Source organism: Acinetobacter sp. ANC_7655 (genome assembly GCF_056784015.1).
Genome location: NZ_JBWYJB010000002.1, coordinates 1 through 24644, shown reverse-complemented (window position 1 = coordinate 24644; position 24644 = coordinate 1). Strand labels below are relative to the sequence as shown.

The window sequence follows — 24644 nt, the reverse complement described above, 5'->3', positions numbered from 1 at the left end:
GTCATGATTATTGAGCATGTTCATTTAAATATCAAAATGAACCAGAGTGAGGCATTCGAAAATGCTTTTAAATTAGCTAAAGACATTATTTCACCAATGAAGGGGCTAAATGCGGTTCAGCTGATTAAAAATACGAATAATGAACATGCTTATATTTTACTGATTTACTGGAACAAACTTGAAGATCATACGGAAGGTTTTAGGCAGTCAGAGGCGTATTTAAAATGGAAGGAACTCTTGCATCCCTTTTATGCGCCTATGCCTGAAGCACAGTATTTTCAACCATGTATGATGTTAAAGCTAAAAGAGCCCCAATAAGCTTATTCTTTCTTCTTAAATTTTGGTCTCCACTCACTGGTAATTACACCGAGCACAACCAACACGCCACCTAAAATTGAGAGCATAGCTAAACGCTCACCTGCTAATCTCCCAATCAAAGCCGCCCAAACAGGTTCGCCAGAATAAATAATGGCAGCCTGTGAAGGATCAACCACGCGTTGAGCCCAGTTCATGACTAACTGAATGATTGCACTTGCAAGTCCTAATCCTCCAATAATCGCAACGAAGATCCAGTTAAACTCAGGGAGTTGTGTTTCACCCACCAATGGTGCCATTAGAAAACAAATTAACGATGCAAAAATGAGTTGTAATATCGTCACTCGGCGTAAATTGACTCGAGGTGCAAAGTAACTAATGAGAATAATTTCAAGCGCAATCGCAATTGATCCTATCAAGGTAATGATCTGACCAAATTCAAGCCGAATAGCACCAAACCCATTGCCTGTTAAGAAAACTAAACCTACAAAGGCGAGTCCTGCCCCTATCCATGTCATGACATGTGGCCTTTTTTTAAAGAGCAACCACAATAAGATGGGAACCAACGGCACATAAAGTGCTGTCAAAAAGGCAGACTCGCTACTGGTGATGGTCTGTAAGCCAATGGTTTGCGTTCCATAGCCAATTGCAATCACTGTTCCAATGCAAAATCCTGCCCAAATATCTTTGGCACTAAAATATTTACAATATTGAAGTGAGATCAGACCAACAGCCAGCGCAGCTGCTGCAAATCGAAAGGCAACGAAAAGCACTGGTGTGCTGAAGTTCAGTCCATATTTGACTGTTATGAAACTGGCACCCCAAATCATCGTAATTGCAATAAGGGCAAGTTGTGGTGTTTTGGTTTTGAGGGTAGGAGATAAATTCAACATATTTTTTAAGTAAGAAAAAAGAGGTCCTAAGACCTCTTTAGAAACATGCGCTATTAGAGCGCTTGTTCATCAAGTAATAATTGAGCTTCACGAAGATTTAAAGTGCCTTCATAAATTGCACGACCAGTAATCGCACCTAAAATACCAGGCTGACCTTTTAAGTTGCGAACGTCGTCAAGATTGGTCACACCGCCTGAAGCGATCACAGGTAAACCTGAATAAGTCGCAAGATTAACTGTTTGTTCGATATTCACACCTTGCATCATGCCATCACGTGCAATATCTGTATACACGATACTAGATACACCAGCATCTGCAAAGCGTTTAGCTAAATCAGTTGCTTTTACGTCAGTTACATTTGCCCAGCCATCAGTTGCGACCATGCCATTGATTGCATCAATACCGACAATGATGTGGCCTGCGAATTTTCTACAAGCTTCCTCAACAAACTCAGGTTCTTTGACTGCTTTTGTACCAATAATGACGAATGATACACCTGCATCTAAGTAGTGTTCGATAGTTTCAAGAGAACGGATGCCACCACCAATTTGAATTGGCAGTTCAGGTTGTGCTTTTGCAATCGCTTCCACAACAGGTTTGTGAATAGGTGTACCAGCGAAAGCACCATTTAGATCAACTAAATGTAAACGGCGAGCACCAGCGTCTACCCAATGTTGTGCTGTTGCCACAGGATCATCAGAGAAAACGGTATCGTCTTCCATACGACCTTGTTTTAAACGGACACATTTACCATCTTTAAGGTCAATTGCAGGGATAATCAGCATGCTTTCGCTCCTTGCCAGTATTCTGGAGTTTATTCGCAGCAATCTTAGCAAAGAAACATCAAATGAGCGAAGTAACAATGAAAAAAAACCGTCAGAACAATGTTGACGGTTTTTAATACGAACTTTGAATTAAATGTATGGTGTTGTATCTAAGTTAGAGATTAGATCAAAGCTAGTTGGTGTGATACTGGTTGGGATTGCACCTAAAGCATTTGTGATCTCTCCCGTGAATCCTACAAGATCACCCACGACAGGAATCGATGACAGAGCATCTGTTACAGGTGCTAAATCATCCAGTAAATTATCCAATGTTCCTGAGACGTCTCCTAATGTTCCTGTGACACTGCCTAAAGGATCATCAATGAGACCAGTCACGAGATCAAGAGGTTTGGTACTTGCGACATAATCTCCCGTTTCACTCACGAATCCCAAAAGATTTGAAGAAGTTTCTCCGACAACATCTACAACAGCACCTAAACCTGGCACTTGGCTTAGCAGGTCGGTCACGGGATCGGCTAAACCAGCGACTTCACCTACAACATTTGAAACATCTTTGATGGTTTGGCCTACAGTTGCAGTAGTGCCATTCAATGCAGTATTAATGCCCCCTAATAGATCTCCCTTCGAAAAATCATCAGCGATAGCGTGTAAGCCTCCGCTTAAATTTCCTAGTAAATTATTTTCAAGATTGAGTACCGATTCCACTGTATCTCCGATCAGTGGCAATTCTGTTAACTTATCCGTTAATGGTTTGGTCAGCGTCCCTACTGTGTCAACAACGGTATCTACAACTGTCGTTACGGTTTCTAGAATAAAACCAACTGCTTTCGTAATTCCCTGTAAAGCAAGGCTTAGAACGCCACTGATTTTTCCAGTAAAAAGTTTAAACATGTGCAGATTGCTCCAAAATATATCTGGTTAGTGTTGGATCTTTGTTGTTTCAGCAAGTTCATAATTAACAAAGAAAAAAATTTCAGACAAATCGAAAAAAAACAATATAAGTGGAATAATTTTGAAGATATGCCGTAAAAACAGCAACTTAATACAACACAAGGGTAATGTTTAAAAATGTTAACAAAATCAATTATTTATTGTGGTTTAATTTGGTGCTTGATAGAATAAATGTACACTTATAATGCATGAATATTATCGAGTAGCATGGTGTAAATACCTAAAATGCCAACTTGTTCGATTCGTTGATTGATTTTGTGAATTTTGTGTATTTTTTTAATGATTAAAATTGGTGCTCATTGTCTTTACATAAGTTAACAATTAATCATTGGGTCAATTTATTTTTCTTTTTAATTCAAACTGAGTAATGAGAAAAATTAGATCACACTTTTATTTGTGAATTATCTATATTGAAAATAATTTCAATTTCATCTGATTTGTTTGGCAATATTAGACTCAACTGCATAGGCTTAATGTTAAATTGAAACTGCAGACAGTGAATAAGATTTGGACAGAAGCGATGGCAGTTCAAGAAGATGATTTATTTAGCGAAGGTGCTAAAAAACTTAGAAAATTGATCAAAGAGAAAAACATTAAACCGACTGATGTGGTGAATGCATTGGGAGTCTCTAAGGAAACGCTGTCGAAATGGGTGCAAGAGTCAACTCCTGCCAATGCTCAACATCTAGTTGAATTAGCGAAAGTACTGAGTGCTGCAGAACGATGGGTTTCAGACGCTAAAGATGGTAAAAAATCAGAAAGTTTTAAACAGTATCCTTTGAAGGATGAGTTGGCTTTAAAAGATGCAACGCCAGAACAATTAATTTCAGAACTTAAAAGTCGTTATGCTGCGCTGAATCTAAAAGCAGAAATTAAAGTAACTGTTGAGCCAATTGAAGGTGGCTTTGTCGTAAAAGATATTTAGAGTAAAGTCTGAAAAAAAGCTCACTGAAAACAGTGAGCTTTATTATGGCTTTAAATTTTCCACTCTACAAAATTTTTCAACAACTGTAAGCCAGCTGTATGACTTTTTTCTGGATGGAACTGCGTAGCAAACAAATTATCTTTATGGATTGCGGTGCAGAATTCCAAACCGTAGTTACATGTCGCAGCAATGATCTCAGATTGTTTCGGTTCAACATAGAAACTATGTACGAAATAGAAACGAGCATCTTGATCAATGTTGTTCCACATTGGATGGCTTGGATCTGCTTGGTGTACCTGATTCCAACCCATATGGGGAACTTTTAAACCTTCAATATCTGGAAAGCGTTTAACAGCACCATCAAAAATGCCTAATGCATCTGCACCACCATTTTCTTCAGAGTGTTGCAGCAGAGCTTGCATGCCGACACAAATCGCAAGGACAGGCTTGTTGAAAACGGCATTGCGTACAACCTCGTCAATGCCAGCCTCGTGCATACCTTGCATGCAATCACGCATTGCACCAACGCCTGGGAACACAATTTTATCTGCTTGAGCAATCAGCTTAGGATCATTGGTCACATCAACGGTTGCACCAACATGCTCAAGTGCTTTTGCTGCTGAGTGAAGATTTCCCATGCCATAATCAAGAAGGGCAATACGGGTCATTACAAAGTACCTTTGGTTGAAGCTACAGTATTTTCTGCACGTGGATCTACTTCACAAGCCATACGAAGTGCTCGTGCAAATGCTTTAAATACACTTTCAATTTGGTGATGGCTATTTTTACCTTTCAAATTGTCGATGTGGAGTGTCATTAATGCGTGATTCACAAAGCCTTGGAAAAACTCAGAGAATAGGTCGACATCAAAAGTACCAATGCGCGCGCGCGTAAATGGAATGTCCATCCATAAGCCAGGGCGGCCTGATAGGTCAACAACGACACGACTCAAGGACTCATCAAGTGGTGCATAGAAGTGACCATAGCGACGTAAACCTTTTTTGTCACCTAAAGCCTGTGCAAATGCCTGACCAAGGGTAATACCACAGTCTTCTACTGTATGGTGATCATCAATTTCTAAATCGCCGTCGCAATGAATATCGATATCAAATAAACCATGACGCTTGATTTGGTCGATCATATGGTCTAAAAATGGAACACCTGTATTGAGGGTGCCTTGACCAGTACCATCAAGATTCACGCGAACACGAATTTTGGTTTCGTTTGTGTTTCTTACCACTTCACTGATACGTTGCGTCATAGACACGTTCCTCAAAAACGTTAAAAATGATGAATGTAGATTTTCGATGTCACGAAAGTGACAGCATATTAGATTGCTCAGGAGGGTTAATCAATGCCTATAACCGTACATGCAATAACTTCGCTTGATAATGTTGAAGTTCGTGAACAGCTTGAGCGCTTATATGACACCAGTCCAGAATTTAGTGACGGACAAGATGCCATTGAACAACTTGAGCAAAACTTAACTCAGTATACCTTACTTTACACGGCAGAATTTAATACAAAGATCATTGGGGCCATTTGGTCAACTGGACAAGGTGAAAGTCGAACGCTTGAAAATATCGTAGTTCATCCGGCTAACCGTGGACGTGGTGTCGCAGAGCGCTTAGTGAGTGAAGCATGTCGAATGGAAGAAGAGAAAGGCGTTAATCATTTTGAGCCTGGATGTGGTGCAATACATCGTTGTTTAAGTAGTTTGGAAAAAATTTAAAACTATTGTTCGATTTTAAATATTAAAAGTCAGTCAATACTGGCTTTTTTTATTGGATTTGTATGTATTTACATCGAATAATCTAAATGTTGTTTTAAAAACATCCATTTGTTTAAATATCCCAAAAACTTGCTTGACTATATCGAGATGAAACTGTTTAATACGCGACATCGGCGTGATAGCTCAGTTGGTAGAGCAACGGATTGAAAATCCGTGTGTCCCCAGTTCGATCCTGGGTCTCGCCACCATATTATTTTAAGAATTTGTATTTTCAATCTCTGATCCCATCAGAGATTTTTTTTTGGGTAAAATTTACTCGAACAAATAAAAAATGCATGATTTTTATTGACTATTGAGCTCAGTTACGGCTTAATACACCCCATCGGCGTGATAGCTCAGTTGGTAGAGCAACGGATTGAAAATCCGTGTGTCCCCAGTTCGATCCTGGGTCTCGCCACCATATTCGAAAAATCCTCAACAATGTTGAGGATTTTTTTTGCTTATAAAATAATACAAAATGAATCGAAGTCATTCATCATCCATTTTTTTTGATGTGCTAAGGTTGATTTCTCGATCAAATTCAGAATAAAAAATGAAAGACCTATTTTCTGATCAAAGTGAGCTTTATCAACAAGCTCGTCCAAGTTATCCACAAAGTGTGCTTGACGAAATCTTCAAATATGTTCAGAACTATGAAATGGCTTGGGATTGCGGGGCAGGTTCAGGACAATTTACCCGCTTATTGGCTCCGCATTTTAATCAAGTCATTGCAACGGATATAAGCGCAGCACAACTTCAGCAAGCCCCAGCAATAGATAATGTAATTTACCGAATTGATAATGCTGAACATAGCAATTTTAAAGCACAATGTTTTGACCTGATTACAGTTGCCCAAGCCATTCATTGGTTTGACTTCGAGTTATTTTTTCAAGAGGTCTATCGAACACTGAAGCCCCAGGGTGTCTTTGCAGTGATTGGATATGGGCTTATTGAAGTGGAGAATGAGGAGCTTCAAAGCTGTATTGAAAAGCTATATCACCAAGTATTGAAAACATATTGGGAGAGTGAGCGTCACTATATTGATCTGAAATATCAAACGATTCCATTTCCTTTTGAAGAAATCCCGACCTGTGAGCAGCACATGCATTGTAAATGGCGCATTGATCAATTGATTGATTATTTAAATACATGGTCAGCTTTAAAGAAATATCTTAAACAAAATACGCAAGCCAATAATCAGGCGACACAAATCTTAAATCAGATGAGCCAATATGCCCTAACTTTGAATAATGATACCGGTCATAAATTTAATATTCGATTCCCAATATTTTTACGGATCGGTAAATTGATAAATGCTCCTGTTTTATAAAATTTCTTAATGGTCGTGAATGAGTCTTTTAGCAAGGCATACAACTTCTTTTTCGTCATATCCCAATTGTTCATAAAAGTTTTGAATATCAATAAATTCTTTTTGCACTAAAAGCTGAACTTCTGGACAACCAAGTGCAATCAATCTTTTTTCCAAATGTTGAATCAACGCTGTAGCAACACCATTCCGTTGATGATTGGGATGTACCGCGAGGTAATTGATCCACCCGCGATGACCGTCGTAACCACCCATTAATGTTGCGATAATGAACTGATCTTTCACAGCCACCAAGAATAAGTCATCTTTTTGTGCAGCCTTCCTAAAAATATCAATTTCCGGATTATTCCATGGTCGTGTTAGATCACATCTTTCCCAGAGTTGAATGATGTCTTCTAAGTCAGTCTCAATATAAGGACGAATGATAAACATGATGCGCTCAAATGGTGGTTAATTTTAATACAGAGATTAGCCTACTCTGATGAAATTGATAACTCATAATCATCTTATGTGTCTATTTTCTGCTTTACATTTATGCAGTCTTTTTTAGATAGGAAGATAAATATCAATAAAAAAGATTTGTCTGTGACGTGAGTCTAACAATTCTTGTTAAGTAAATGATATTTAAGATAAATGGTAGTTGTGTTTGGCTGAAATGTTTTTAAAGATGGCTTTTATTACGTTCAGTGAGAGCGATGGGGAATGAGACAATTTAAGCAAGTTTTGTGGGGAATCTGTGCTTGGGGTCTTTCGAGTTTGAGTTGGGCGGCACATCCTAACAATGGGCATTTTAAATTACTGCCAGATGATCAGTTAAGTTTGGTCAATGCTTTAGGTATTGAGGAATCTCAAATTCGTGAAATTACATCTTTTAAATCTCAGGATTTAAACCATTTAGAAAATTTCGTGAGTGATAGAAAAAGGATTCATTATACAAAGGATGAAGAGCAACCTTTTAAAGCGCTTATGGACTTAACATCTATGAACTCTTTACAATTCAATGGACAGGTTTTGGAGCAGCGGTTTGATCTTCAAAATCGGCAGATTTACATTAAATTTGGCCCAATTCGTGTTGACCGAATGGAGATGCAGTTAAATATGGATGGAGTTTACCAATTAGGTCATATTTTAAATCCACCACAAGCACTTCTTTCGTCAGCTAAATTTTAACTCCATTGATATTTATTTGATGTCCCATAAAAAAAGAACCTCTATTACGGAGATTCTTTTGGGATTAAAGCCTGTGCACACCTTCTGTGTTTTTCTTGCCTAATTTTTAAAGTAACGCATAAAAAAGAATCCCCAAAGATGGGGATTCTTTTTAGATTAAAGCCTACGCGGACTTCGTCCTTATCTTACGTAAAAAGAAAAGCAGTGCTTTCTTTTTTTACTCAGGCTTTAGGCCTTCAGCTTTTTCTAAAGTTTCATCATTGTTGAAGAACTTTTCACGTTGTTCTTCAAGAAATTTTTTTGCATCAGCTTCAAAGACATTTAAACGTTTTTCATTGATTAAAGTAGTTTGATGCTTTAACCATTCTCCCCATGCTTGCTTAGAAACACTATCAAATAGTTCCTGACCTTTAGGACCAGGGAATGGTGCAAAATCCAAACCTTCCATTTCTTTTTGATACTTACGGCAAAATACTTGGCGAGACATATCAATACTCCAAAAATATAATCAGAAATTAAGCGTAAAGAGCTTCTAAACGCGCATGAGCACGCTCAATTGCTGCTTCAACTTGAGCAGGTGCTGTTCCACCGATGTGGTTACGTGCATTGACAGAAGCTTCTAAAGTTAATGCTTTTTCAAAGACGTCAGCTTGAATTAAATCAGAGAATTGTTGAAGTTGTTCAAGCGTAAGTTCTGATAAATCCTTACCTTCTTGTACGCCAAGCGCAACTGCTTTACCGACGATTTCATGTGCATCGCGGAATGCAACACCATTTTTCACTAAGTAATCAGCAAGGTCGGTTGCTGTTGAGAAACCACGCAGCGCAGCTTCGCGCATTTCAGGAATATTTGGAACAAGCGCAGGAATCATGTCTGCGAAAGCCATTAAAGAGCCACGAACCGTATCAATAGCATCAAATAATGGTTCTTTATCTTCTTGGTTGTCTTTGTTATATGCCAAAGGTTGACCTTTCATGAGGGTTAGTAGACTCATTAAGTCACCATATACACGGCCTGTTTTACCACGAACAAGTTCAGGTACATCAGGATTTTTCTTCTGAGGCATGATTGAAGAGCCTGTGCAGAAGCGGTCAGGAATATTCACAAACTTGAATTGTGCAGATGTCCAAAGAATTAATTCTTCAGACATACGAGATAAGTGCATCATGATGAGTGATGCCGCAGCATTAAACTCAATACCAAAATCACGATCAGATACAGCATCTAATGAGTTTTCTGCAACTGCTTCAAACCCTAAAAGTTCTGCTGTATAAGCACGATCGATTGGATAAGTGGTACCTGCAAGCGCAGCAGAACCTAAAGGCATACGATTCACGCGTTTACGGCAGTCAATCAAACGTTCTGAGTCACGTACCAGCATTTCAAACCATGCCATTAAATGATGTCCAAACGTCACAGGCTGTGCAGTTTGAAGATGTGTAAAGCCAGGCATAATTGTATTTGTATTTTTAGCAGCCAAACCTAGAATGCCTTTTTGCAGTTTGTGTAATAACCCTAGGATGGCATCAATTTCATCACGTACATACAAACGAATATCCGTTGCTACTTGGTCATTACGGCTACGACCTGTATGTAATTTCTTCCCTGTAATCCCAATACGTTGTGTTAATCGAGATTCAATGTTCATGTGAACATCTTCTAAATCAATACGCCATTCGAAGTTGCCAGCTTCAATGTCCGCTTTAATTGCGGTTAAGCCTGCGATGATGTCATCACGCTCTTGTTCAGTGAGTACACCGACTTTTGCCAACATCGTTGCATGTGCGATTGAACCTGCAATATCTTGTTTATAAAAGCGTTGGTCAAATTGGACAGATGCTGTAAATTCAGCGACAAAGGCATCAGTTGCTTCGGAAAAACGACCGCCCCACATACCTGAAGTTTGGGCTTGTGACGGATTAGAGGAATTAGAAGATGTGGTCATGTCGGCTCAGTAAAAGAAAAAGCAGTAATTTTGCATCCAGTATAACAAATTCAAATCAAGATGCCGAAGTCTTGCCTATGGATAATTCTTCAAAAGATAAACAAGAATTTATTGATGCGAATTTCTTTGTACGTATTGGGCAATGGCAATATTTTGCAGAGTTATTTATTGCCAGTATTTTTTTGGCGTTATTGCTGTGCCTAGCAGAGTCACAGTCTTGGTCAAATTTACAGACATCACAAGTGATCAAGTATGTGCTTTATATCAATTGGGTGGTATTGGTCTTTATTGCCGTAATTGATTTATTTAGGGAGTTTTGGCAAAAACTAACCACTTTGCAGTCTGCGATTTATACATTTGTACTATTAGAACTCATCATCCTCTTCACTACTTGTAGTTTGAATTTTCTGTTTTTTTGGGGAAGTAACTTTTCTTTACAAAAATTTTCATGGTTACTTTTATTTGATCATGTGATTTTACACATGAGCTATGGCGTATTGTTGATCACTTTTTGTTTACGATATATCTATGTTCGGGGTGAGTGGTTAAAGCAGCAACAAGGTGAATTGAATGCTCGAATTCAAGCCATGCAAGCAAGAATACATCCACACTTTCTTTTTAATAGTTTAAATAGTGTGGTGAGTCTGATTGGGAGTGATCCAGATAAAGCAGAGCAAATGCTCATCGATCTTTCAAGGTTGTTTAGAGCAAGCTTTCAAGAACTTAAAATTGTCACATTAAAAGAAGAAATCCAATTGTGTGAACATTATTTGGCGGTTGAAAAGCTAAGGTTGGGTTCGAGATTAAATGTGGAATGGAATATCTTGCAACCAGAGCAGTTGGGCCAAGCAAGTATTCCTTTTTTAACTTTACAGCCTTTAATTGAGAATAGTATCTTTCATGGGGTGGAGAAAAAGTTAATTGATGCAAAGATTGTCATATTGGTTGAAATATTACAAAATCAAGTCACTATAGTCATTACTAACCCTTATATAGCCGATAAAATGGCCAATAGGGAGGGGAATGGTATTGCGATAGAAAACGTGAAACAGCGTTTGAAAGCACACTATGGGTATACGGTACAGTTTAGGAGTCATGCAGGTAATGGAATTTACACGACTGTAGTCCAGTACCAATATAAATAAAATCAAGTTAATACATTAAAATAAGTAACGTTAACTTGAGCAAGGAGGAACAATGGACATCCTAATTTGTGATGATGAGCCACTCGCGGTTGAGCGCTTATCTCGCTTGGTCACTCAATTGGGGCATCAAGTTGTTGCAACTGCGCACCATGGAAAAGAAGCTTTGACCTTAGTGCAACAATATGAGCCTGATGTAATTTTACTTGACATCCAAATGCCTGAAATGGATGGTTTGACATGTGCTCAGCATCTTTCACAGCTAAACCCAATGCCCGCTATTGTTTTTTGCACGGCCTATGATGAGCATGCTTTGACTGCGATTCAGGCACAAGCGAAAGGCTATTTATTAAAACCGATTATCAAATCAGAATTAGAAAATACACTCAATAATTTAACTAAACTTACTCAAGCTCAAATGTCGAATATAGAGCAAAAAGAAAATATGGAAGAAAAACATCAACGTCAGCAAATCGCTGCGAAAACGTATCGTGGTCTTGAACTCATTCCTATCGAAAATGTTTACTATTTTCTAGCTGATCAGAAATACGTAACAGTACGACACAAAAACGGCAGTGTGTTGATTGATGAGACTTTAAAAGATCTAGAGCGTGAGTTTTCAAATAAATTTATACGAATTCATCGAAATGCGCTGATTGCATTGGATTATTTGGATGGATTGGAGTTGGTTGCTTCAGGCCAGTATCAAGTTCGTTGTCGTGAACTTGAAGAGAAATTGGCGGTCAGTCGCCGTCACTTACCTTTGCTTAGAGAAAGAATGCAAAATATTTAGTTGCCTAAAATTATAGTGATTGCCGAACAATTTACTTGCAATTTTGGGACAGCAGGGTAAGTTTAGGATGTCTAAAGTTTGGCAGCATTAAAATGATCAAAACCTTAAAAATTGCAACTCGTCAAAGTCCATTGGCTTTATGGCAAGCGGAGCATATTCGTGAGCGACTTGAGACCCTACATGCTGGCCTAAAAGTTGAGTTGGTGACGTTTGTGACCCAAGGTGATAAAATTTTAGACACTCCTTTAGCCAAGATTGGTGGAAAAGGTTTATTTGTTAAAGAGCTTGAGGCTGCATTACTTGATGGTCGTGCAGATCTGGCTGTCCATTCCATGAAAGATGTGCCGATGGCGCTCCCAGAAGGATTAAGTCTTGCCGTGATTTGCGAGCGAGAAGATCCTTTAGATGCTTTTGTTTCGAATAATTATAGCAAGTTTGAAGATTTGCCCCTCGGTGCCAAAGTAGGAACCTCAAGTTTGCGTCGTAAATGTCAAATTTTAAAAGCTCGTCCAGATCTTGAGATTATAGATTTACGTGGAAATGTAGGCACGCGACTATCTAAGCTTGATTCGGGGCTTTACGATGCCATCATTTTGGCAAGCGCAGGTTTAAAGCGTTTAGGTTTAGCACAGCGTATTCGACACACGCTGGATACACAGACGAGTTTGCCCGCAGTTGGCCAAGGCGCATTAGGTCTTGAGTGTCGAGGTGACGATGCACGCGTATTAGAGTTGATTCGACCTTTATTACATGCAGAAACTGATGCGTGTGTTCGTGCAGAACGGGCATTTAATGCTTATTTGGAAGGTGGGTGTCAGGTACCGATTGCGGGATATGCGACTTTAAATGATCAACAGATTCAATTAGAGGGGCGCGTTGGCAGTGTGGATGGTCAAACATTATTGGTTGCTAAAGTAGAAGGTCCAGTTGAAAAAGCTGAAACGTTGGGTGTTTCACTAGCAAAAGCTTTGATTGACCAAGGTGCTGCTGATTTATTAAAAGCACTGTATAAATAAAAAAATGAAATGAAGTTTATCAATACTCGACCTGCAGATCGTGCTAAGCCTCTCAATGAGGCACTGGTACGTGCAGGATATGAGCCTATCGAGTTATCTGTACTAGAGTTGGCTGCTGTTCATTGGAGTGATGAACTTGATCAGCTCTTTCAGCAATTAATTTCAGCACAAGTGATTGTGGTCGTCAGTCCAACAGCCGTTGAAGTTGGCATGCAGTTTCTCGAAAAATCGGGACTTAAATTGACCGATTTAAATCATATCAAATGGATTGCAGTTGGCCGGAAAACAGCTGAAGCTCTAAGTCGATATGGTGTTAAAAGTTTAGTTCCAGATGTTGAAACATCTGAAGGAATGTTAAGTCTTTCGGTTTTAACACAAAATGCTGATCTCAAACGTATTGCGTTTTGGCGGGGAGAAGGTGGCCGTCAGTTCATGATGCAGCAGTGTCGTACTGCTAAAATTGAAGTACTTAATTTTGTTTTATACTCCCGCTACTGCCCAAGTGATGCTCAAGATAAATTTAAACATCTACTTGAAGCATTCAATGCAAATCCACAACCTTATGCTGTATTGATTAGTAGTGAAGCCAGTTGGAAAAATTGGCTGAGTTTATGCAAAAATTATCCTGTATTTATGCAACACGGTCATTACTTGGTTTTAGCGGATCGGTTATATCAGATCGTGTGTATGTATCAACAGACCTCGAATACTAAATTTCAAATCACTCAAATTGCGGACTTAATGCCAGATACGATTTTGTCGCAGCTTGAAAGTGAACATAGGCACTCATGAAGAAAATTTTATATCTATTCATTTTAGGCTTAATCATTTGGTTGATTAAACTCAGCTATGATCATTTTTCATTACAAGAAAAAGTTGAGTTGCTACAACAAACTCAACATAAATCAGAGCAATTAGTGGCAAGTTTGAATGATCAGTTGGTAGCAATTCAGCGCTCAAATCAGCAGGTTTCGTCTCAATCCAATCCACCTCAGCAAAACAATAATCAACAAGAAATTCAATCTGAAATCAATCCAATCAAACTCTTAAGTCAAAAATTAGAGCTAATTCAATTTGCCTTAGATCAACATGAGTTTGTATATGCACTTGAGCAACTCAATCAACTGGATCAACTGGTTGAGCGCTTGGCTTTGGCAGATACATTGCAGGTTTCAATGCATCGAGCTGTTGAGCATGATCAAAAAATGATTCAACAATATGTTGTGGCAAAAAATATTCAAATTGCTCAGTTAGGTGACTTGCTTGAAAATATTGATGCAAATTTGAAAAATGAACAACAAGTACAGCAACTCACGAGTGATAACTCTTCGCAATCCTCATGGTTTGAGCGTGTATTCAAAGTTGAACGCGTTGATGAACAGATGCCGGTATTACTTAATCGAAGATTAGTTTTAAAAGAAGTTCAATTGAGAGTGTTATTTGCTCAAAGAGCACTACAACAAGGACAATACATTGATTATCAAAATGCACTGACCTCAATTATAGATGAACTGGATCAACTGCCTGATGCTGTGGCAATCAAAATAAAAAATAAAGCGAAACATCTCAAACAAGCACAACTTTTACCTGTCCCTAAATTGAACAGTAAAGCAATTTTAGAGGGCTAATCATGAAACATATTTTTATAGTTTATGCATTAGTTGGTTTAATGATATTAGCCGTGTTAAGTGTGCTGAGTTATCAAGAAGGGCCAGGTTATATTTACATACTTTGGCACGGTATTCAGATTCAAACGAACCTCTGGTTTGTTTCATTTTTTCTTCTATTCGTTGCTTTATCTCTTCATCTTTTATGGTTTTGGGTTGGAAAGATGAGATCAAGAGAGCAGCGTAAAATTCAACAAGTTACAGACTTTTCAAGGTTACATACGTATGAAAAATTAGGTGTTTTGTGGGTTTTGGAGGCCAACACAAAACAGCGAGAATATTTACAACCTGTGTTTGAGAACTCAGGATTACTCAAAGAGGTTATTCAGTCTCGTATATGGTTGAAGCAAGATCGTATTGATGATGCGTTGAGTGTTTTACAACAAAGTCCTGCAGATGCTTTTGAATTGGCTGAACTCCAGCGTATTGAAATTTATTTAGCTCAAGAGCTTCCAGATCAGGCTTTAACCCATTTAGAGTTTTTACATGGTCATATGCTGTCACCTTGGTTAAAAGATCTTGAAGATGCTTATCAGCATAAGTTGAATCATCTATGGGGTAGATTTGCGATTCAATATCCATGGCATTATTTAAAAGCCACGCAATATGGTCATTTAGATTTGGAACATAAAAAGAAATGGCTTTTAAAGCTACTCAATGATTTTGACAACGTTTCAAATACAGATTTAGAGCTTATTCAAATTCGGTATGCTCAAATGAGTGATCAAATTGTGTCGTCTTCATATGGTATTAAATCGTTATGGTTAAAACTTATTTCTCGCATTCCTGAGATGGCTTTTGATGAAACTCAACTTTCTTTGTCTTTATTAGAAGAACGGTTCGATCAGGATATTTTTTATTTATGGTTTCAACAACAATTGTTAAAACAAAATCCTGATTATGAAATGCTTGAAAACCAGATTGATTATTTTGAAATGAAATATCCTGGATTACCGATTTTGAGTTTTTCTAAATGGCATATTTATACTGCGACTCATCGTGAACAGGATGCTGAGGCATTATTGCAATTATATCCTGATCACCCTTTAATGAACTATTTAAGAATTAAATCTGTATTAAAAGGCGATGCTGTATTAACTCAGCAATTGAACAGTGTCTTTGAGACCCATAATAAATTTATTCAATTTAAGTTATGAGAATGATGAATGAAACAAATGAATGAGTACAAAGTCATTACCCATCAAAAAGTCGCTTGGGGTGATATGGATGCTTTTGGACATGTCAATAATGTGATTTATTATCGCTATATTGAAACTGCTCGAATAGAGTATTTGAATCAATTAGAAATCTTAGCGTTAGATATTAATACTGTTGTGGCTTCAAATAGTTGTAAATATCTTAAACCAGTGTTTTATCCTGATTATTTACGCATTGGAACTAAAGTGGTTGAATTACGTAACTCTGCCTTCAGGATGGAATATACAGTTTGGAGTGAGCAACAGAATGAAATTGTGGCAATTGCTGAGGCCGTTATAGTTTGTGTGGATAAAAATACAATGCAAAAGGTTTTGATTCCAGAGCATATTAGAGAAAAAATAATAGAAATAGACTCGGTTAATTAATGTGTTAAATTATTTGTTTTATTTATGTATATTAAATAACATGATGGATTGATTAAAATAATTTATAACAATAAGATGGCGCTTTATAAATCTAATAATGATATTGAATTTTTTGGAGTAAATGTTATGCCTGATATTAGTAATTTATCTGTTGAAGAGTTAAGAAAGTTAACTGCTGAAGCCCAAGCTTTGATCGAGTCTAAGAAAGATCAGGAAATTGAAGATGCTTATCATCAGATTACTCAAATTGCTGAATCAGTGGGTATGTCTTTAGAGCAATTCATTGAATATGGTGCACAAAAGCGTAAGAAAAGCACGCGTAAATCTGTAGAGCCTCGTTATCGTAATAAAAATAATACTGCGGAGACTTGGACAGGGCGTGGAAAGAAGCCACGTTGGTTGGTTGCAGAGCTTGAAAAAGGTGCCAAATTAGAAGATTTCCTTATCTAATTTCACTGATTTGTCATGTAATGACACTAATATTAAAAAAACCAAGCAAATCTGCTTGGTTTTTTTATAAGTGAATTGGAGAAGTGTAAAATTTATGCATAATACCAAGATAGAAAATTTTCAAACATTTTGCGGTTAATTAGACTTAGATGTTGGTATACATGGAATGATAAAAAAATCAAAAAAAATGGTGTGGTTAAGCGTCGCTATCTTCGCTTTTTTATTATTTGTTTTTTTACAAGTTCCAGCATCGTGGCTCATTGCTAAATTTTATAAAAATAATCAAATTTTAAAAAATGTCAGTGGCAATATCTGGCAAGGTCAAGCAGATTGGCAAAAAGGAAATCTTGCAGGTTCTGTCATCTGGCAAACACGTCCTCTCGATCTGATTTTATTAAGAGCTGGTGCCAACTTAGAAATACATAGTGGTCAGACGCAACTCAACGGTGTGGTGGGTTATGGGCTTGGAAAAAAAATAATTATCAAAAATATGAATGGAAATATTGCCCCTGAAACACTCAAAACATTTGTGGATTGGCAATGGCCTCAGAATAGTATTCAGTTGAAGGATGTAGCATTTCAATTCAAACAAAACGATGGTTTTGCAAAAACCGCCGGAGAGATGCAATGGGGTGGTGGTACGCTAACTTATACCTTTGCCCAGAAACAAGAACGAATGAATATGCCATCTTTAAAAGGGCAATTTTCAGACGAAGCTGGAAAACTGCTCATTGATGTACAAGATCAGCGCGGGCAAAAAATGGCCAACCTTAGTTTAGATCCTGCATTAATGTTGGATGCACAGGTGACCCAAAGATTATTAATGAATGTGCCTTCATATGATGGTAAAGCTGGTTTGGATACCTTTGTTGTCAGTACGAGACAGCCACTGCTGAGTGGAGGCTTCTAATGAAGGGATTCCAAGATAAGTTTTCACAAATTTCATTTAAAGATTTAGATCGAATTGCTCCGCTTACTTTATTTATTCTGATTTTAATCTTAATGTGGAAGCTCGCTTCATTATTTTGGTTGGTGGTTGCACCACCGCAAGTCATGCAAGTTGAGCGAGTCGCATTAGGTTCGCAGCAACCTCCTGTTCCGAATATATCGAGTTTCTCTTTGTTTCAAGAAACAGGTGCGCAAGTAAGTGCTGCTGATGCTAATTTAGCGCTTACGTTGCAAGGGGTTGTGGTTTCGACGCCGAGTAGTCAATCTTCAGCGGTGATTAAAGTTCGAGAGGTTGCTGATCGTTATACCATTGGACAAACTTTGGAAGGAAGTTCTTATCAGCTTTCAGAAGTATATTGGGATCATGTGGTATTGAAACAGCCGAGTGGTGCGACGACTGAGTTGAGATTTACCGGAATAGAAAATCTTAATCAGCCGCTGGTACCTGATGCACAGCAGAATTCTGCTAACGCAACTTCGAATTCAGGTCAAACGACTACTCAAAATGCCATTGGTCAGGCAATCAACCAAATTCAAGAAAATCGTGAACAATACTTAAGTAATATGGGTGTCAACACTGACAGTGGTCAAGGTTATGAAGTCACGGATCGAACGCCTGCATTTTTGAGAAGCAAACTGGGATTAAGACCTGGTGATCGCGTTTTATCCTTGAATGGGCAGTCAGTCGGTCAAGGACAAAGCGATGCACAACTGCTAGAACAGGCTAAACGAGAAGGTAAAGTTCGCATTGAAGTAAAACGAGGTGATCAAGTGATGACCTTCCAACAAGAATTTTAAAATGTGTAAATTTGCATAAAGTATTAGGAAATATAACAAGTTATGGATTTTTTAAATCGAAATCGGTCACTTTGGGCGATGGTCGCAGTAGCACCAGTATTGGCTGTCGCAAGTACCGCTGCGCAAGCGCAAACTTGGAAAATTAACCTGCGTGATGCAGATTTAACTGCATTTATTAATGAAGTGGCAGATATCACGGGAAAAAACTTCGCAGTTGATCCGCGGGTTCGGGGTAATGTGACGGTCATTTCAAATAAGGCTTTAAACAAAGCTGAAGTCTATGATTTGTTCTTGGGTGTGTTAAACGTTAATGGCGTTGTTGCTGTACCTGCGGGTAACACTATCCGCTTAGTCCCTGACAATAATGTAAAAAATTCAGGTGTGCCTTTTGATGCCTCTCGGAACGCACGAGGTGATCAAGTGGTCACTCGTGTCATTTGGCTGGAAAATACTAACCCCAATGATCTAATACCCGCGTTAAGACCACTCATGCCGCAATTTGCGCATTTGGCGGCGGTACAAGGTACAAATGCGCTTATAGTCTCAGATCGTGCGAATAATATTGCACAGCTTGAAACGATTATTCGTAATTTAGATGGAACGGGACAAAACGATATTGAGGCTATTAGCTTGCAGTCTAGCCAAGCTGAAGAGCTGATAGTTTTGTTGGATTCAATGTCTTCTACGGGGGGTGCCAAAGACATTTCAGGTTCTCGAGTACGTATTATCGCAGATGCACGTACTAATCGGATTTTGATCAAGGGTGATCCAAGTACTCGTAAACGCATTCGTCAAATGATCGAAATGCTTGATGTTCCTTCAGCTGATCGCTTAGGCGGTCTAAAAGTATTTAAGCTTAAGTATGCAAGCGCAAAAAATTTGGCTGAAATTTTACAAGGTTTAGTATCTGGTCAGGCGGTGAATAGTACCAGTAATTCAAATAGTTCAAGCTCCAATTCAAGTGCTAGTAACTCATTAATTAATAATACCTCGAGTAATACGTCTTCAAATGGGAGTGTGAATACCCCAGCGATTAATTTGAATAGTGGTTCAAATCAAAATCAACAAGATATTACAAGTTTTAATAGTAATGGCGTGAGTATTATTGCTGATGGTGCACAAAATGCATTAGTGGTAAAAGCAGATCCTCAACTCATGCGTGAAATTGAATCTGCTATTCATCAACTTGACGTGCGTCGTCAACAAATTCTCATTGAGGCTGCTATTGTTGAAGTTGAAGGAAATGACGTAGATCAATTGGGTGTTCAGTGGGCACTAGGTGACATCAGTAGCGGTATTGGTGTAATCAATTTTGATAAAGCGGGTGTAGGGCTGAGTCAATTGGCTTCTGGATTCCTTGGTAATGTAGCTACGGGTGCTGGTTTGATTGGAGCTGGTGCTTCATTGGCCTTAGGTGAATATAAAGAAGGTGCGAATGGATCGCGTAAACTGTATGGCGCACTGATTCAGGCATTAAAGACCAATACTAAGTCGAACTTATTGTCTACACCATCGATTGTCACCATGGATAACGAGGAAGCTTATATCGTTGTGGGTGAGAATGTCCCATTCCAGACAGGATCTGTGACAACAACAGGTGGAACAGCAAACCCTTATACTTCAATTGAGCGTAAAGATGTTGGTGTTACATTAAAGGTCATTCCGCAAATTGGTGAAGGTGGAACAGTTCGTCTTGCTGTAGAACAAGAAGTATCCTCGGTGAAGCCAGATAGTGGTGAGGCGAAAGACTTGGTGACCACTAAGCGTGCCATAAAAACCTCGATTTTGGCTGAAAATGGTCAAACAATTGTACTGGGTGGTCTGATTTCAGATGATACTAAGTTAACGCGTCAAGGCGTCCCAGGTTTAAGCTCGATTCCTGGTTTGGGTAGACTGTTTAGAGCAGATGCAAAGAATAATGTGAAACGAAACCTACTCGTTTTTATTCATCCAACAATCGTAGGAGATACGGCTGATATTCGTAGATTGTCACAGCAACGCTATGATCGTTTATACAGTTTGCAGTTAGCACTGGATGGTGATGGGACATTTAAGAAGTTACCAGATAATGTTGATGATATCTTCCAACAGCGGTTGCCTGTATCAAGTACTCCTCAACCCGTCAAGCCTATCGTAGTGCCATCAACGCCTCAAGCAGTAGAGCCACAGGTACAGCGTTATACTGCTCCAACAGCGCAGTCTAAGCCAGTAGGGCGTGTGATTGAACGTCCAAATGTCATCGTGACTCAGGATCCTGTGGTGAAATCAACGCGAGTGCTGCCAAAGCCTGTGATTTACAATCAAGTTGCCACAACAAATACAAACAATGCCCAAGTCGTGGTGGAAACCCCTGTCGCGATTGAGCCAAAACAAGATGTGCAAAGAACACAAAATACGGTCACAACCACGACATTGAGACCGTCTCGATAACATGCGTTCAATGTGAATCTCGAAAACAGCCATGTTAAAATGTCAAAACTTGAATAATGGATCGAAACTATGACTTGGAAATTACAAACAATTACTGGCGAATTTGCGGGTAAAGAAGTTGATATCGATCGAGACATGTTGGTGGGTCGTCATCAAGATGCAGATATTTTGATTCAGTCTGCAGATGTATCACGTCGTCATGCTGCTTTGTTTCTAAAAGAGCAGGTGCTCACTGTTCAAGACTTAGGTTCGTCAAATGGCACGTTTATTAACGATACAAAAGTTGCTGAAGGCGAAACTATTGTTAAAGATGGCGATATTCTGCAATTTGCTAGCCATAAATTTTCAGTTTTAGCACCTGCGCAATCTGCACAAACATTACAAGATGTTCAGCAGCCTACCGAAGCAATCGCAACAGCTGAAATTTCTTCAAAGGTTGCAGTAGAGAAGACAGCAGCAGCTGAAATGCTTGAGCAGGGTATGCCTGATCTGAAAGAGCGAGATAGCTCAGTTCAGCTTACTCGAGATGGTATGCCTCAAAATGTAGGAATTCCTAAACCAGCCCCAATTCCTGAAGGAGTTGATGTTAATACAACTGTCAATAAGCATGAAGCGTGTGAGGTAAATATTCCTGCAGCTTGTACGGAAAAAGAGTTGGAAACTCAAAAAAATGCCAATATTGGCTTAATGGCATTATTGGTGTTAGTGATTGTGGCACTAGTTGCCTGGTTTATTTTCAACTAAGTTGCATGTGATTTTTTAAGGCATGCTTTCGCATGCCTTTTTTGTTAGGTTTAAAATAATGAATATTGCGAATTTGGAACAGCGTGACTTAATTCTTTTTGATCTGGATGGAACTTTGGTTGATTCGGCATTTGATCTATATCGTGCCATGAATATGAGTTTGAATGTATTAGAACTGCCTTTGGTCACAGAATCTCAAGTTCGAAATTGGATTGGCAAAGGGACTTCATTGTTCTGTCAGAGTGTTTTAATGCATCTGACTGGGCGTGTAGAGCCTTCTGAGCATCAACAATTATTGGATACTTTTTTAGAAATTTATAATGCCGAACCGTGCGTGGATACGCGTCCATTTCACGGCATTATCGAATTTTTAGAGTGGGGTCGAGCTCATCAAAAAAAAATGGTGTGTGTCACGAATAAGCCGGAATTACCCGCTAGAAAAATATTGGCTGAATTAAAGATGGATCACTATTTTGTGGATACGGTGGGTGGAGATCGTTTTGAGGTGAGAAAACCAGATCCTAAACCTTTGTTGCATTGTGTTGAGGCCTTTGGAACTGATCTGGACAATACCTTGATGATTGGTGACTCATCGAATGATGTAGAGGCAGCGCGCCGTGCGGGTATTGATTGTATTGTCGTAAGCTATGGTTATAATCATGGCGAAGATATTCAGCTATGTAAGCCGCAACAAGTAGTTGATGATTTAACTGTGTTGATTTCTAAGTAAGTTGTAATAAATAAAGAAGGGTAGAGGAATGAATAGTTTTAATGTTTTTCGATGGCGTCTCTCAGCGCAGACTTTATAGAACATTCAATATGCATCGAAAACTACAGAGAATTCCTCATGACAACATCAACTCAATTTCAACAGCTTCAATCGCAAGGTTTTAACCTAATTCCAGTTTATCGCCAACGCTTAGCTGATACTGACACTCCATTGTCAGTATTTGCACGTTTAAAACAACATCAACAAGCCTATTTATTTGAGTCTGTAGAAGGTGGTGAAAACTGGGCGCGTTACTCGATTATTGGTCTGGGCGAGTCAACGGTATTCTCTTGCAATGAAGGACAGTTAACAATTCAGAAAGCTGATGGCCAAGTCGAATCGTTTGAGTGTCAAGATCCTTTCCAGTATATCCGTGACTTTCAATCGCAGTTCAAAGTGCCATCAAAAGCAGAACTCCCAGATTTGCCCAACTTTACAGGGGGCTTGGTGGGCTATTTGGGTTATGACGCGGTACGCTATATTGAACCGCGCTTAAATAACGTTCCTGATGCTGATCCTGTTGGATTGCCAGATTTATGGCTCATGTTGTCTAAAACAGTTGTAGTTTTTGATAATTTAAAAGACACGCTATTTATTATCGTACATGCGGATACACAGGATGCGGATGCTTTTAATAAAGCACAAAGCCAGCTGGATGAAATTGAATCATTACTTGCCACACCGGTGAGCTTGCAGGCAAAGCCTCACACGGCCCCTCATTTTGAATCATTAACAGGTAAAGAAAAATTCTTAGAATCGATTGAAACTGTTAAAGAATACATTCGTGCAGGTGATGTGATGCAGGTGGTTCCTGGTCATCGCATGGTATCGGACTTTGATGGTGATCCTTTACAAGTATATCGTGCATTACGTCATCTTAATCCTTCACCATATCTGTTTTTAGTACAAGGAAAGACGCTTAGTGATGAAAAGCCATTTTATATTGTGGGCTCATCACCTGAAATTTTATCGCGTTTAGAAAATGGAGTGGCGACTGTGCGCCCATTAGCGGGCACACGACCACGAGGTAAAACCAAAGAAGAAGATTTAGCGCTGGAAAAAGATTTACTTTCCGATGAGAAAGAAATCGCAGAGCACTTAATGTTGATTGATTTGGGTCGCAATGATATTGGGCGTGTATCAAAAATCGGTAAAGTGCAAGTCACTGATCAAATGGTGATCGAACGTTATTCACATGTCATGCATATTGTTTCTAATGTGCAAGGGGAAGTTGAGGAAGGCGTAGATGCTTTGGATGTTTTTAAAGCAACATTCCCTGCAGGAACACTTTCTGGGGCACCAAAAATTCGTGCTATGGAAATTATTGACGAAGTTGAGCCAGTAAAACGTGGAATTTTTGGCGGTGCTGTTGGTTATTTAGGCTGGCATGGTGAAATGGACATGTCTATCGCGATTAGAACCTGTGTTATTCGCGAAAATAAGGTTTATGTACAGGCTGGTGCGGGTCTTGTTGCAGACTCAAATCCTGATTCTGAGTGGAATGAAACCCAAATAAAAGCTCGCGCAGTGATCAAAGCGGTTGAATTATCATCAAACGGATTGATTTTGTGAGTTTTTAGGGTTTTTTTTGAAAAAAACACTTGCACGGATTTCAAGTTTTGCTAAACTGCACACCGTTCCGATACGAAACGTACGAAACACTAAGAAACGCCGGCATAGCTCAGTTGGTAGAGCAACTGACTTGTAATCAGTAGGTCCACAGTTCGAATCCGTGTGCCGGCACCATCTTAGAGAGTTTAAGTAGTCGAGTAAAGAACAACACTGAAGTAAGTGTAAATGGTGAGATTCCCGAGCGGTCAAAGGGAGCAGACTGTAACTCTGCCGCGTAAGCTTCGAAGGTTCGAATCCTTCTCTCACCACCAATTTTAAAACTTCGATCTAGTGTCTTACCAATATGCGGGAGTAGCTCAGTTGGTAGAGCGGCAGCCTTCCAAGCTGCATGTCGCGAGTTCGACCCTCGTCTCCCGCTCCATCGAAGTATTAAATGCTCTTATAGCTCAGTGGTAGAGCACTCCCTTGGTAAGGGAGAGGTCTCGAGTTCAAATCTCGATAAGAGCTCCAGATATACAGTTTAGTAGAAATTTCTACAAAGTTTTAAAGAAAGCAGGCTTATTAGTCTGCTTTTCAAGTATTTAAAGTGTCATTTTTTTTGGCGACAGGTCGATACTGAACAATCTTAGAATTGTGTTCGACGTAAACG

Annotated in this window: 27 protein-coding genes and 6 tRNA genes; 25 read left to right on the top strand and 8 right to left on the bottom strand. The window is 39.0% G+C overall.

What is annotated here, in order from left to right; all coding sequences use genetic code 11:
- Nucleotides 1–3: 3 nt before the first annotated feature.
- Entirely contained in the window at nucleotides 4–318 is a 315-nt protein-coding gene (locus AC1M9N_RS04115; RefSeq protein ID WP_035267565.1) for an antibiotic biosynthesis monooxygenase family protein, read from the top strand.
- 2 nt (nucleotides 319–320) lie between these two features.
- Here AC1M9N_RS04115 and AC1M9N_RS04110 read toward each other — a convergent pair whose 3' ends face one another.
- From AC1M9N_RS04110 to AC1M9N_RS04100, 3 genes are all read right to left on the bottom strand, one after another.
- On the bottom strand, nucleotides 321–1208 hold the full coding sequence (locus AC1M9N_RS04110) for a DMT family transporter (RefSeq protein WP_481591884.1): 888 nt from the start codon (nucleotides 1206–1208) through the stop codon (nucleotides 321–323).
- Nucleotides 1209–1261: 53 nt separating this feature from the next.
- Entirely contained in the window at nucleotides 1262–1993 is a 732-nt protein-coding gene (hisA, locus tag AC1M9N_RS04105) for a 1-(5-phosphoribosyl)-5-[(5-phosphoribosylamino)methylideneamino]imidazole-4-carboxamide isomerase (protein WP_035267561.1), read from the bottom strand.
- A gap of 129 nt (nucleotides 1994–2122) precedes the next feature.
- Entirely contained in the window at nucleotides 2123–2884 is a 762-nt protein-coding gene (locus AC1M9N_RS04100) for a hypothetical protein (protein ID WP_179999052.1), read from the bottom strand.
- 556 nt (nucleotides 2885–3440) lie between these two features.
- On the opposite strand from AC1M9N_RS04100, the gene AC1M9N_RS04095 reads away from it, so the two are divergent.
- Nucleotides 3441–3869 carry a helix-turn-helix domain-containing protein gene (locus AC1M9N_RS04095; protein ID WP_228133253.1) on the top strand — a complete coding sequence of 143 codons (429 nt, stop codon included), beginning with the start codon at nucleotides 3441–3443 and terminating at the stop codon, nucleotides 3867–3869.
- Between the two features lie 50 nt (nucleotides 3870–3919).
- Here AC1M9N_RS04095 and hisH read toward each other — a convergent pair whose 3' ends face one another.
- Nucleotides 3920–4537 carry an imidazole glycerol phosphate synthase subunit HisH gene (hisH, locus tag AC1M9N_RS04090; RefSeq protein WP_035267559.1) on the bottom strand — a complete coding sequence of 206 codons (618 nt, stop codon included), beginning with the start codon at nucleotides 4535–4537 and terminating at the stop codon, nucleotides 3920–3922.
- Entirely contained in the window at nucleotides 4537–5130 is a 594-nt protein-coding gene (hisB, locus tag AC1M9N_RS04085) for an imidazoleglycerol-phosphate dehydratase HisB (RefSeq protein WP_035267557.1), read from the bottom strand. The genes hisH and hisB overlap by 1 nt, the downstream gene beginning before the upstream one ends.
- A 93-nt stretch (nucleotides 5131–5223) precedes the next feature.
- On the opposite strand from hisB, the gene AC1M9N_RS04080 reads away from it, so the two are divergent.
- From AC1M9N_RS04080 to AC1M9N_RS04065, 4 genes are all read left to right on the top strand, one after another.
- Entirely contained in the window at nucleotides 5224–5601 is a 378-nt protein-coding gene (locus AC1M9N_RS04080; RefSeq protein WP_481588832.1) for a GNAT family N-acetyltransferase, read from the top strand.
- 172 nt (nucleotides 5602–5773) lie between these two features.
- Nucleotides 5774–5849: transfer RNA gene (locus AC1M9N_RS04075), tRNA-Phe, on the top strand.
- Nucleotides 5850–5985: 136 nt separating this feature from the next.
- Nucleotides 5986–6061, top strand: a tRNA-Phe gene (locus AC1M9N_RS04070).
- 132 nt (nucleotides 6062–6193) lie between these two features.
- Nucleotides 6194–6970, top strand: a complete 777-nt coding sequence (locus tag AC1M9N_RS04065) for a class I SAM-dependent methyltransferase (RefSeq protein ID WP_481954311.1) — start codon at nucleotides 6194–6196, stop codon at nucleotides 6968–6970.
- Between the two features lie 6 nt (nucleotides 6971–6976).
- On the opposite strand, the gene AC1M9N_RS04060 is transcribed toward AC1M9N_RS04065, so the two are convergent.
- Nucleotides 6977–7399, bottom strand: coding sequence for a GNAT family acetyltransferase (locus AC1M9N_RS04060; protein ID WP_179999046.1), 423 nt, complete (start codon nucleotides 7397–7399; stop codon nucleotides 6977–6979).
- 270 nt (nucleotides 7400–7669) lie between these two features.
- On the opposite strand from AC1M9N_RS04060, the gene AC1M9N_RS04055 reads away from it, so the two are divergent.
- On the top strand, nucleotides 7670–8137 hold the full coding sequence (locus tag AC1M9N_RS04055; RefSeq protein WP_180028781.1) for a hypothetical protein: 468 nt from the start codon (nucleotides 7670–7672) through the stop codon (nucleotides 8135–8137).
- 217 nt (nucleotides 8138–8354) lie between these two features.
- Here AC1M9N_RS04055 and AC1M9N_RS04050 read toward each other — a convergent pair whose 3' ends face one another.
- Nucleotides 8355–8624, bottom strand: a complete 270-nt coding sequence (locus AC1M9N_RS04050) for an oxidative damage protection protein (RefSeq protein WP_035267550.1) — start codon at nucleotides 8622–8624, stop codon at nucleotides 8355–8357.
- Between the two features lie 28 nt (nucleotides 8625–8652).
- On the bottom strand, nucleotides 8653–10083 hold the full coding sequence (gene argH / locus AC1M9N_RS04045) for an argininosuccinate lyase (RefSeq protein ID WP_051586571.1): 1431 nt from the start codon (nucleotides 10081–10083) through the stop codon (nucleotides 8653–8655).
- Between argH and AC1M9N_RS04040 the strand changes: the two genes are divergently transcribed.
- The 18 genes from AC1M9N_RS04040 (at nucleotide 10074) to AC1M9N_RS03955 (ending at nucleotide 24505) form a co-directional block, all read left to right on the top strand.
- Entirely contained in the window at nucleotides 10074–11228 is a 1155-nt protein-coding gene (locus AC1M9N_RS04040) for a sensor histidine kinase (protein WP_035267548.1), read from the top strand. The two genes, argH and AC1M9N_RS04040, sit on opposite strands and share 10 nt — an antisense overlap.
- A 52-nt stretch (nucleotides 11229–11280) precedes the next feature.
- Complete coding sequence (locus AC1M9N_RS04035) at nucleotides 11281–12018, top strand: LytR/AlgR family response regulator transcription factor (RefSeq protein ID WP_092766460.1); 738 nt, start codon at nucleotides 11281–11283, stop codon at nucleotides 12016–12018.
- Nucleotides 12019–12113: 95 nt separating this feature from the next.
- A complete protein-coding gene (hemC, locus tag AC1M9N_RS04030; RefSeq protein ID WP_481954369.1) occupies nucleotides 12114–13034 on the top strand; it encodes a hydroxymethylbilane synthase in 921 nt (306 codons plus the stop codon).
- 9 nt (nucleotides 13035–13043) lie between these two features.
- Nucleotides 13044–13826, top strand: a complete 783-nt coding sequence (locus AC1M9N_RS04025) for a uroporphyrinogen-III synthase (RefSeq protein WP_481591886.1) — start codon at nucleotides 13044–13046, stop codon at nucleotides 13824–13826.
- The gene (locus AC1M9N_RS04020) at nucleotides 13823–14662 is read left to right on the top strand and encodes a hypothetical protein (RefSeq protein ID WP_035267542.1); all 840 of its coding nucleotides are present in this window, start codon (nucleotides 13823–13825) and stop codon (nucleotides 14660–14662) included. Before AC1M9N_RS04025 ends, AC1M9N_RS04020 begins: the two co-directional genes overlap by 4 nt.
- 2 nt (nucleotides 14663–14664) lie before the next feature.
- Nucleotides 14665–15858 (top strand): heme biosynthesis protein HemY, encoded by a 1194-nt coding sequence (locus AC1M9N_RS04015; protein ID WP_481954310.1) that lies wholly within the window; start codon nucleotides 14665–14667, stop codon nucleotides 15856–15858.
- A gap of 9 nt (nucleotides 15859–15867) precedes the next feature.
- A complete protein-coding gene (locus tag AC1M9N_RS04010; protein WP_035267539.1) occupies nucleotides 15868–16284 on the top strand; it encodes an acyl-CoA thioesterase in 417 nt (138 codons plus the stop codon).
- Nucleotides 16285–16410: 126 nt separating this feature from the next.
- Nucleotides 16411–16734 (top strand): H-NS histone family protein, encoded by a 324-nt coding sequence (locus tag AC1M9N_RS04005; protein ID WP_035267603.1) that lies wholly within the window; start codon nucleotides 16411–16413, stop codon nucleotides 16732–16734.
- Nucleotides 16735–16900: 166 nt separating this feature from the next.
- Nucleotides 16901–17644 carry a type II secretion system protein N gene (gspN, locus tag AC1M9N_RS04000; RefSeq protein ID WP_092766456.1) on the top strand — a complete coding sequence of 248 codons (744 nt, stop codon included), beginning with the start codon at nucleotides 16901–16903 and terminating at the stop codon, nucleotides 17642–17644.
- Nucleotides 17644–18480: a type II secretion system protein N gene (locus AC1M9N_RS03995; RefSeq protein WP_481954309.1), complete on the top strand. Its 837-nt coding sequence runs from the start codon at nucleotides 17644–17646 to the stop codon at nucleotides 18478–18480. Before gspN ends, AC1M9N_RS03995 begins: the two co-directional genes overlap by 1 nt.
- Nucleotides 18481–18522: 42 nt before the next feature.
- Complete coding sequence (gspD, locus tag AC1M9N_RS03990; protein ID WP_373683353.1) at nucleotides 18523–20910, top strand: type II secretion system secretin GspD; 2388 nt, start codon at nucleotides 18523–18525, stop codon at nucleotides 20908–20910.
- A gap of 69 nt (nucleotides 20911–20979) precedes the next feature.
- Nucleotides 20980–21654 carry an FHA domain-containing protein gene (locus AC1M9N_RS03985; RefSeq protein ID WP_481954308.1) on the top strand — a complete coding sequence of 225 codons (675 nt, stop codon included), beginning with the start codon at nucleotides 20980–20982 and terminating at the stop codon, nucleotides 21652–21654.
- 58 nt (nucleotides 21655–21712) lie between these two features.
- The gene (locus tag AC1M9N_RS03980; protein WP_035270445.1) at nucleotides 21713–22384 is read left to right on the top strand and encodes an HAD-IA family hydrolase; all 672 of its coding nucleotides are present in this window, start codon (nucleotides 21713–21715) and stop codon (nucleotides 22382–22384) included.
- A gap of 117 nt (nucleotides 22385–22501) precedes the next feature.
- A complete protein-coding gene (gene trpE, locus AC1M9N_RS03975) occupies nucleotides 22502–23995 on the top strand; it encodes an anthranilate synthase component I (protein WP_481591890.1) in 1494 nt (497 codons plus the stop codon).
- Nucleotides 23996–24093: 98 nt separating this feature from the next.
- A tRNA-Thr gene (locus AC1M9N_RS03970) sits at nucleotides 24094–24169 on the top strand.
- A gap of 53 nt (nucleotides 24170–24222) precedes the next feature.
- Nucleotides 24223–24306, top strand: a tRNA-Tyr gene (locus AC1M9N_RS03965).
- 34 nt (nucleotides 24307–24340) lie between these two features.
- Nucleotides 24341–24416: transfer RNA gene (locus tag AC1M9N_RS03960), tRNA-Gly, on the top strand.
- Nucleotides 24417–24430: 14 nt separating this feature from the next.
- Nucleotides 24431–24505, top strand: a tRNA-Thr gene (locus AC1M9N_RS03955).
- Nucleotides 24506–24644: the final 139 nt, after the last annotated feature.

Coding starts and splice junctions, on each gene's coding strand:
- hisA (WP_035267561.1), bottom strand. CDS start 1,993: ATGCTGATTATCCCTGCAATTGACCTTAAAGATGGTAAATGTGTCCGT.
- AC1M9N_RS04020 (WP_035267542.1), top strand. CDS start 13,823: ATGAAGAAAATTTTATATCTATTCATTTTAGGCTTAATCATTTGGTTG.
- AC1M9N_RS04110 (WP_481591884.1), bottom strand. CDS start 1,208: ATGTTGAATTTATCTCCTACCCTCAAAACCAAAACACCACAACTTGCC.
- AC1M9N_RS03985 (WP_481954308.1), top strand. CDS start 20,980: ATGACTTGGAAATTACAAACAATTACTGGCGAATTTGCGGGTAAAGAA.
- AC1M9N_RS04080 (WP_481588832.1), top strand. CDS start 5,224: ATGCCTATAACCGTACATGCAATAACTTCGCTTGATAATGTTGAAGTT.
- AC1M9N_RS04100 (WP_179999052.1), bottom strand. CDS start 2,884: ATGTTTAAACTTTTTACTGGAAAAATCAGTGGCGTTCTAAGCCTTGCT.
- gspN (WP_092766456.1), top strand. CDS start 16,901: ATGATAAAAAAATCAAAAAAAATGGTGTGGTTAAGCGTCGCTATCTTC.
- trpE (WP_481591890.1), top strand. CDS start 22,502: ATGACAACATCAACTCAATTTCAACAGCTTCAATCGCAAGGTTTTAAC.
- AC1M9N_RS04035 (WP_092766460.1), top strand. CDS start 11,281: ATGGACATCCTAATTTGTGATGATGAGCCACTCGCGGTTGAGCGCTTA.
- AC1M9N_RS03995 (WP_481954309.1), top strand. CDS start 17,644: ATGAAGGGATTCCAAGATAAGTTTTCACAAATTTCATTTAAAGATTTA.
- gspD (WP_373683353.1), top strand. CDS start 18,523: ATGGATTTTTTAAATCGAAATCGGTCACTTTGGGCGATGGTCGCAGTA.
- argH (WP_051586571.1), bottom strand. CDS start 10,083: ATGACCACATCTTCTAATTCCTCTAATCCGTCACAAGCCCAAACTTCA.
- AC1M9N_RS04065 (WP_481954311.1), top strand. CDS start 6,194: ATGAAAGACCTATTTTCTGATCAAAGTGAGCTTTATCAACAAGCTCGT.
- AC1M9N_RS04015 (WP_481954310.1), top strand. CDS start 14,665: ATGAAACATATTTTTATAGTTTATGCATTAGTTGGTTTAATGATATTA.
- AC1M9N_RS04055 (WP_180028781.1), top strand. CDS start 7,670: ATGAGACAATTTAAGCAAGTTTTGTGGGGAATCTGTGCTTGGGGTCTT.
- AC1M9N_RS04115 (WP_035267565.1), top strand. CDS start 4: ATGATTATTGAGCATGTTCATTTAAATATCAAAATGAACCAGAGTGAG.
- AC1M9N_RS04060 (WP_179999046.1), bottom strand. CDS start 7,399: ATGTTTATCATTCGTCCTTATATTGAGACTGACTTAGAAGACATCATT.
- hisH (WP_035267559.1), bottom strand. CDS start 4,537: ATGACCCGTATTGCCCTTCTTGATTATGGCATGGGAAATCTTCACTCA.
- AC1M9N_RS04050 (WP_035267550.1), bottom strand. CDS start 8,624: ATGTCTCGCCAAGTATTTTGCCGTAAGTATCAAAAAGAAATGGAAGGT.
- AC1M9N_RS04010 (WP_035267539.1), top strand. CDS start 15,868: ATGAAACAAATGAATGAGTACAAAGTCATTACCCATCAAAAAGTCGCT.
- AC1M9N_RS04005 (WP_035267603.1), top strand. CDS start 16,411: ATGCCTGATATTAGTAATTTATCTGTTGAAGAGTTAAGAAAGTTAACT.
- AC1M9N_RS04025 (WP_481591886.1), top strand. CDS start 13,044: ATGAAGTTTATCAATACTCGACCTGCAGATCGTGCTAAGCCTCTCAAT.
- AC1M9N_RS03980 (WP_035270445.1), top strand. CDS start 21,713: ATGAATATTGCGAATTTGGAACAGCGTGACTTAATTCTTTTTGATCTG.
- hisB (WP_035267557.1), bottom strand. CDS start 5,130: ATGACGCAACGTATCAGTGAAGTGGTAAGAAACACAAACGAAACCAAA.
- AC1M9N_RS04040 (WP_035267548.1), top strand. CDS start 10,074: ATGTGGTCATGTCGGCTCAGTAAAAGAAAAAGCAGTAATTTTGCATCC.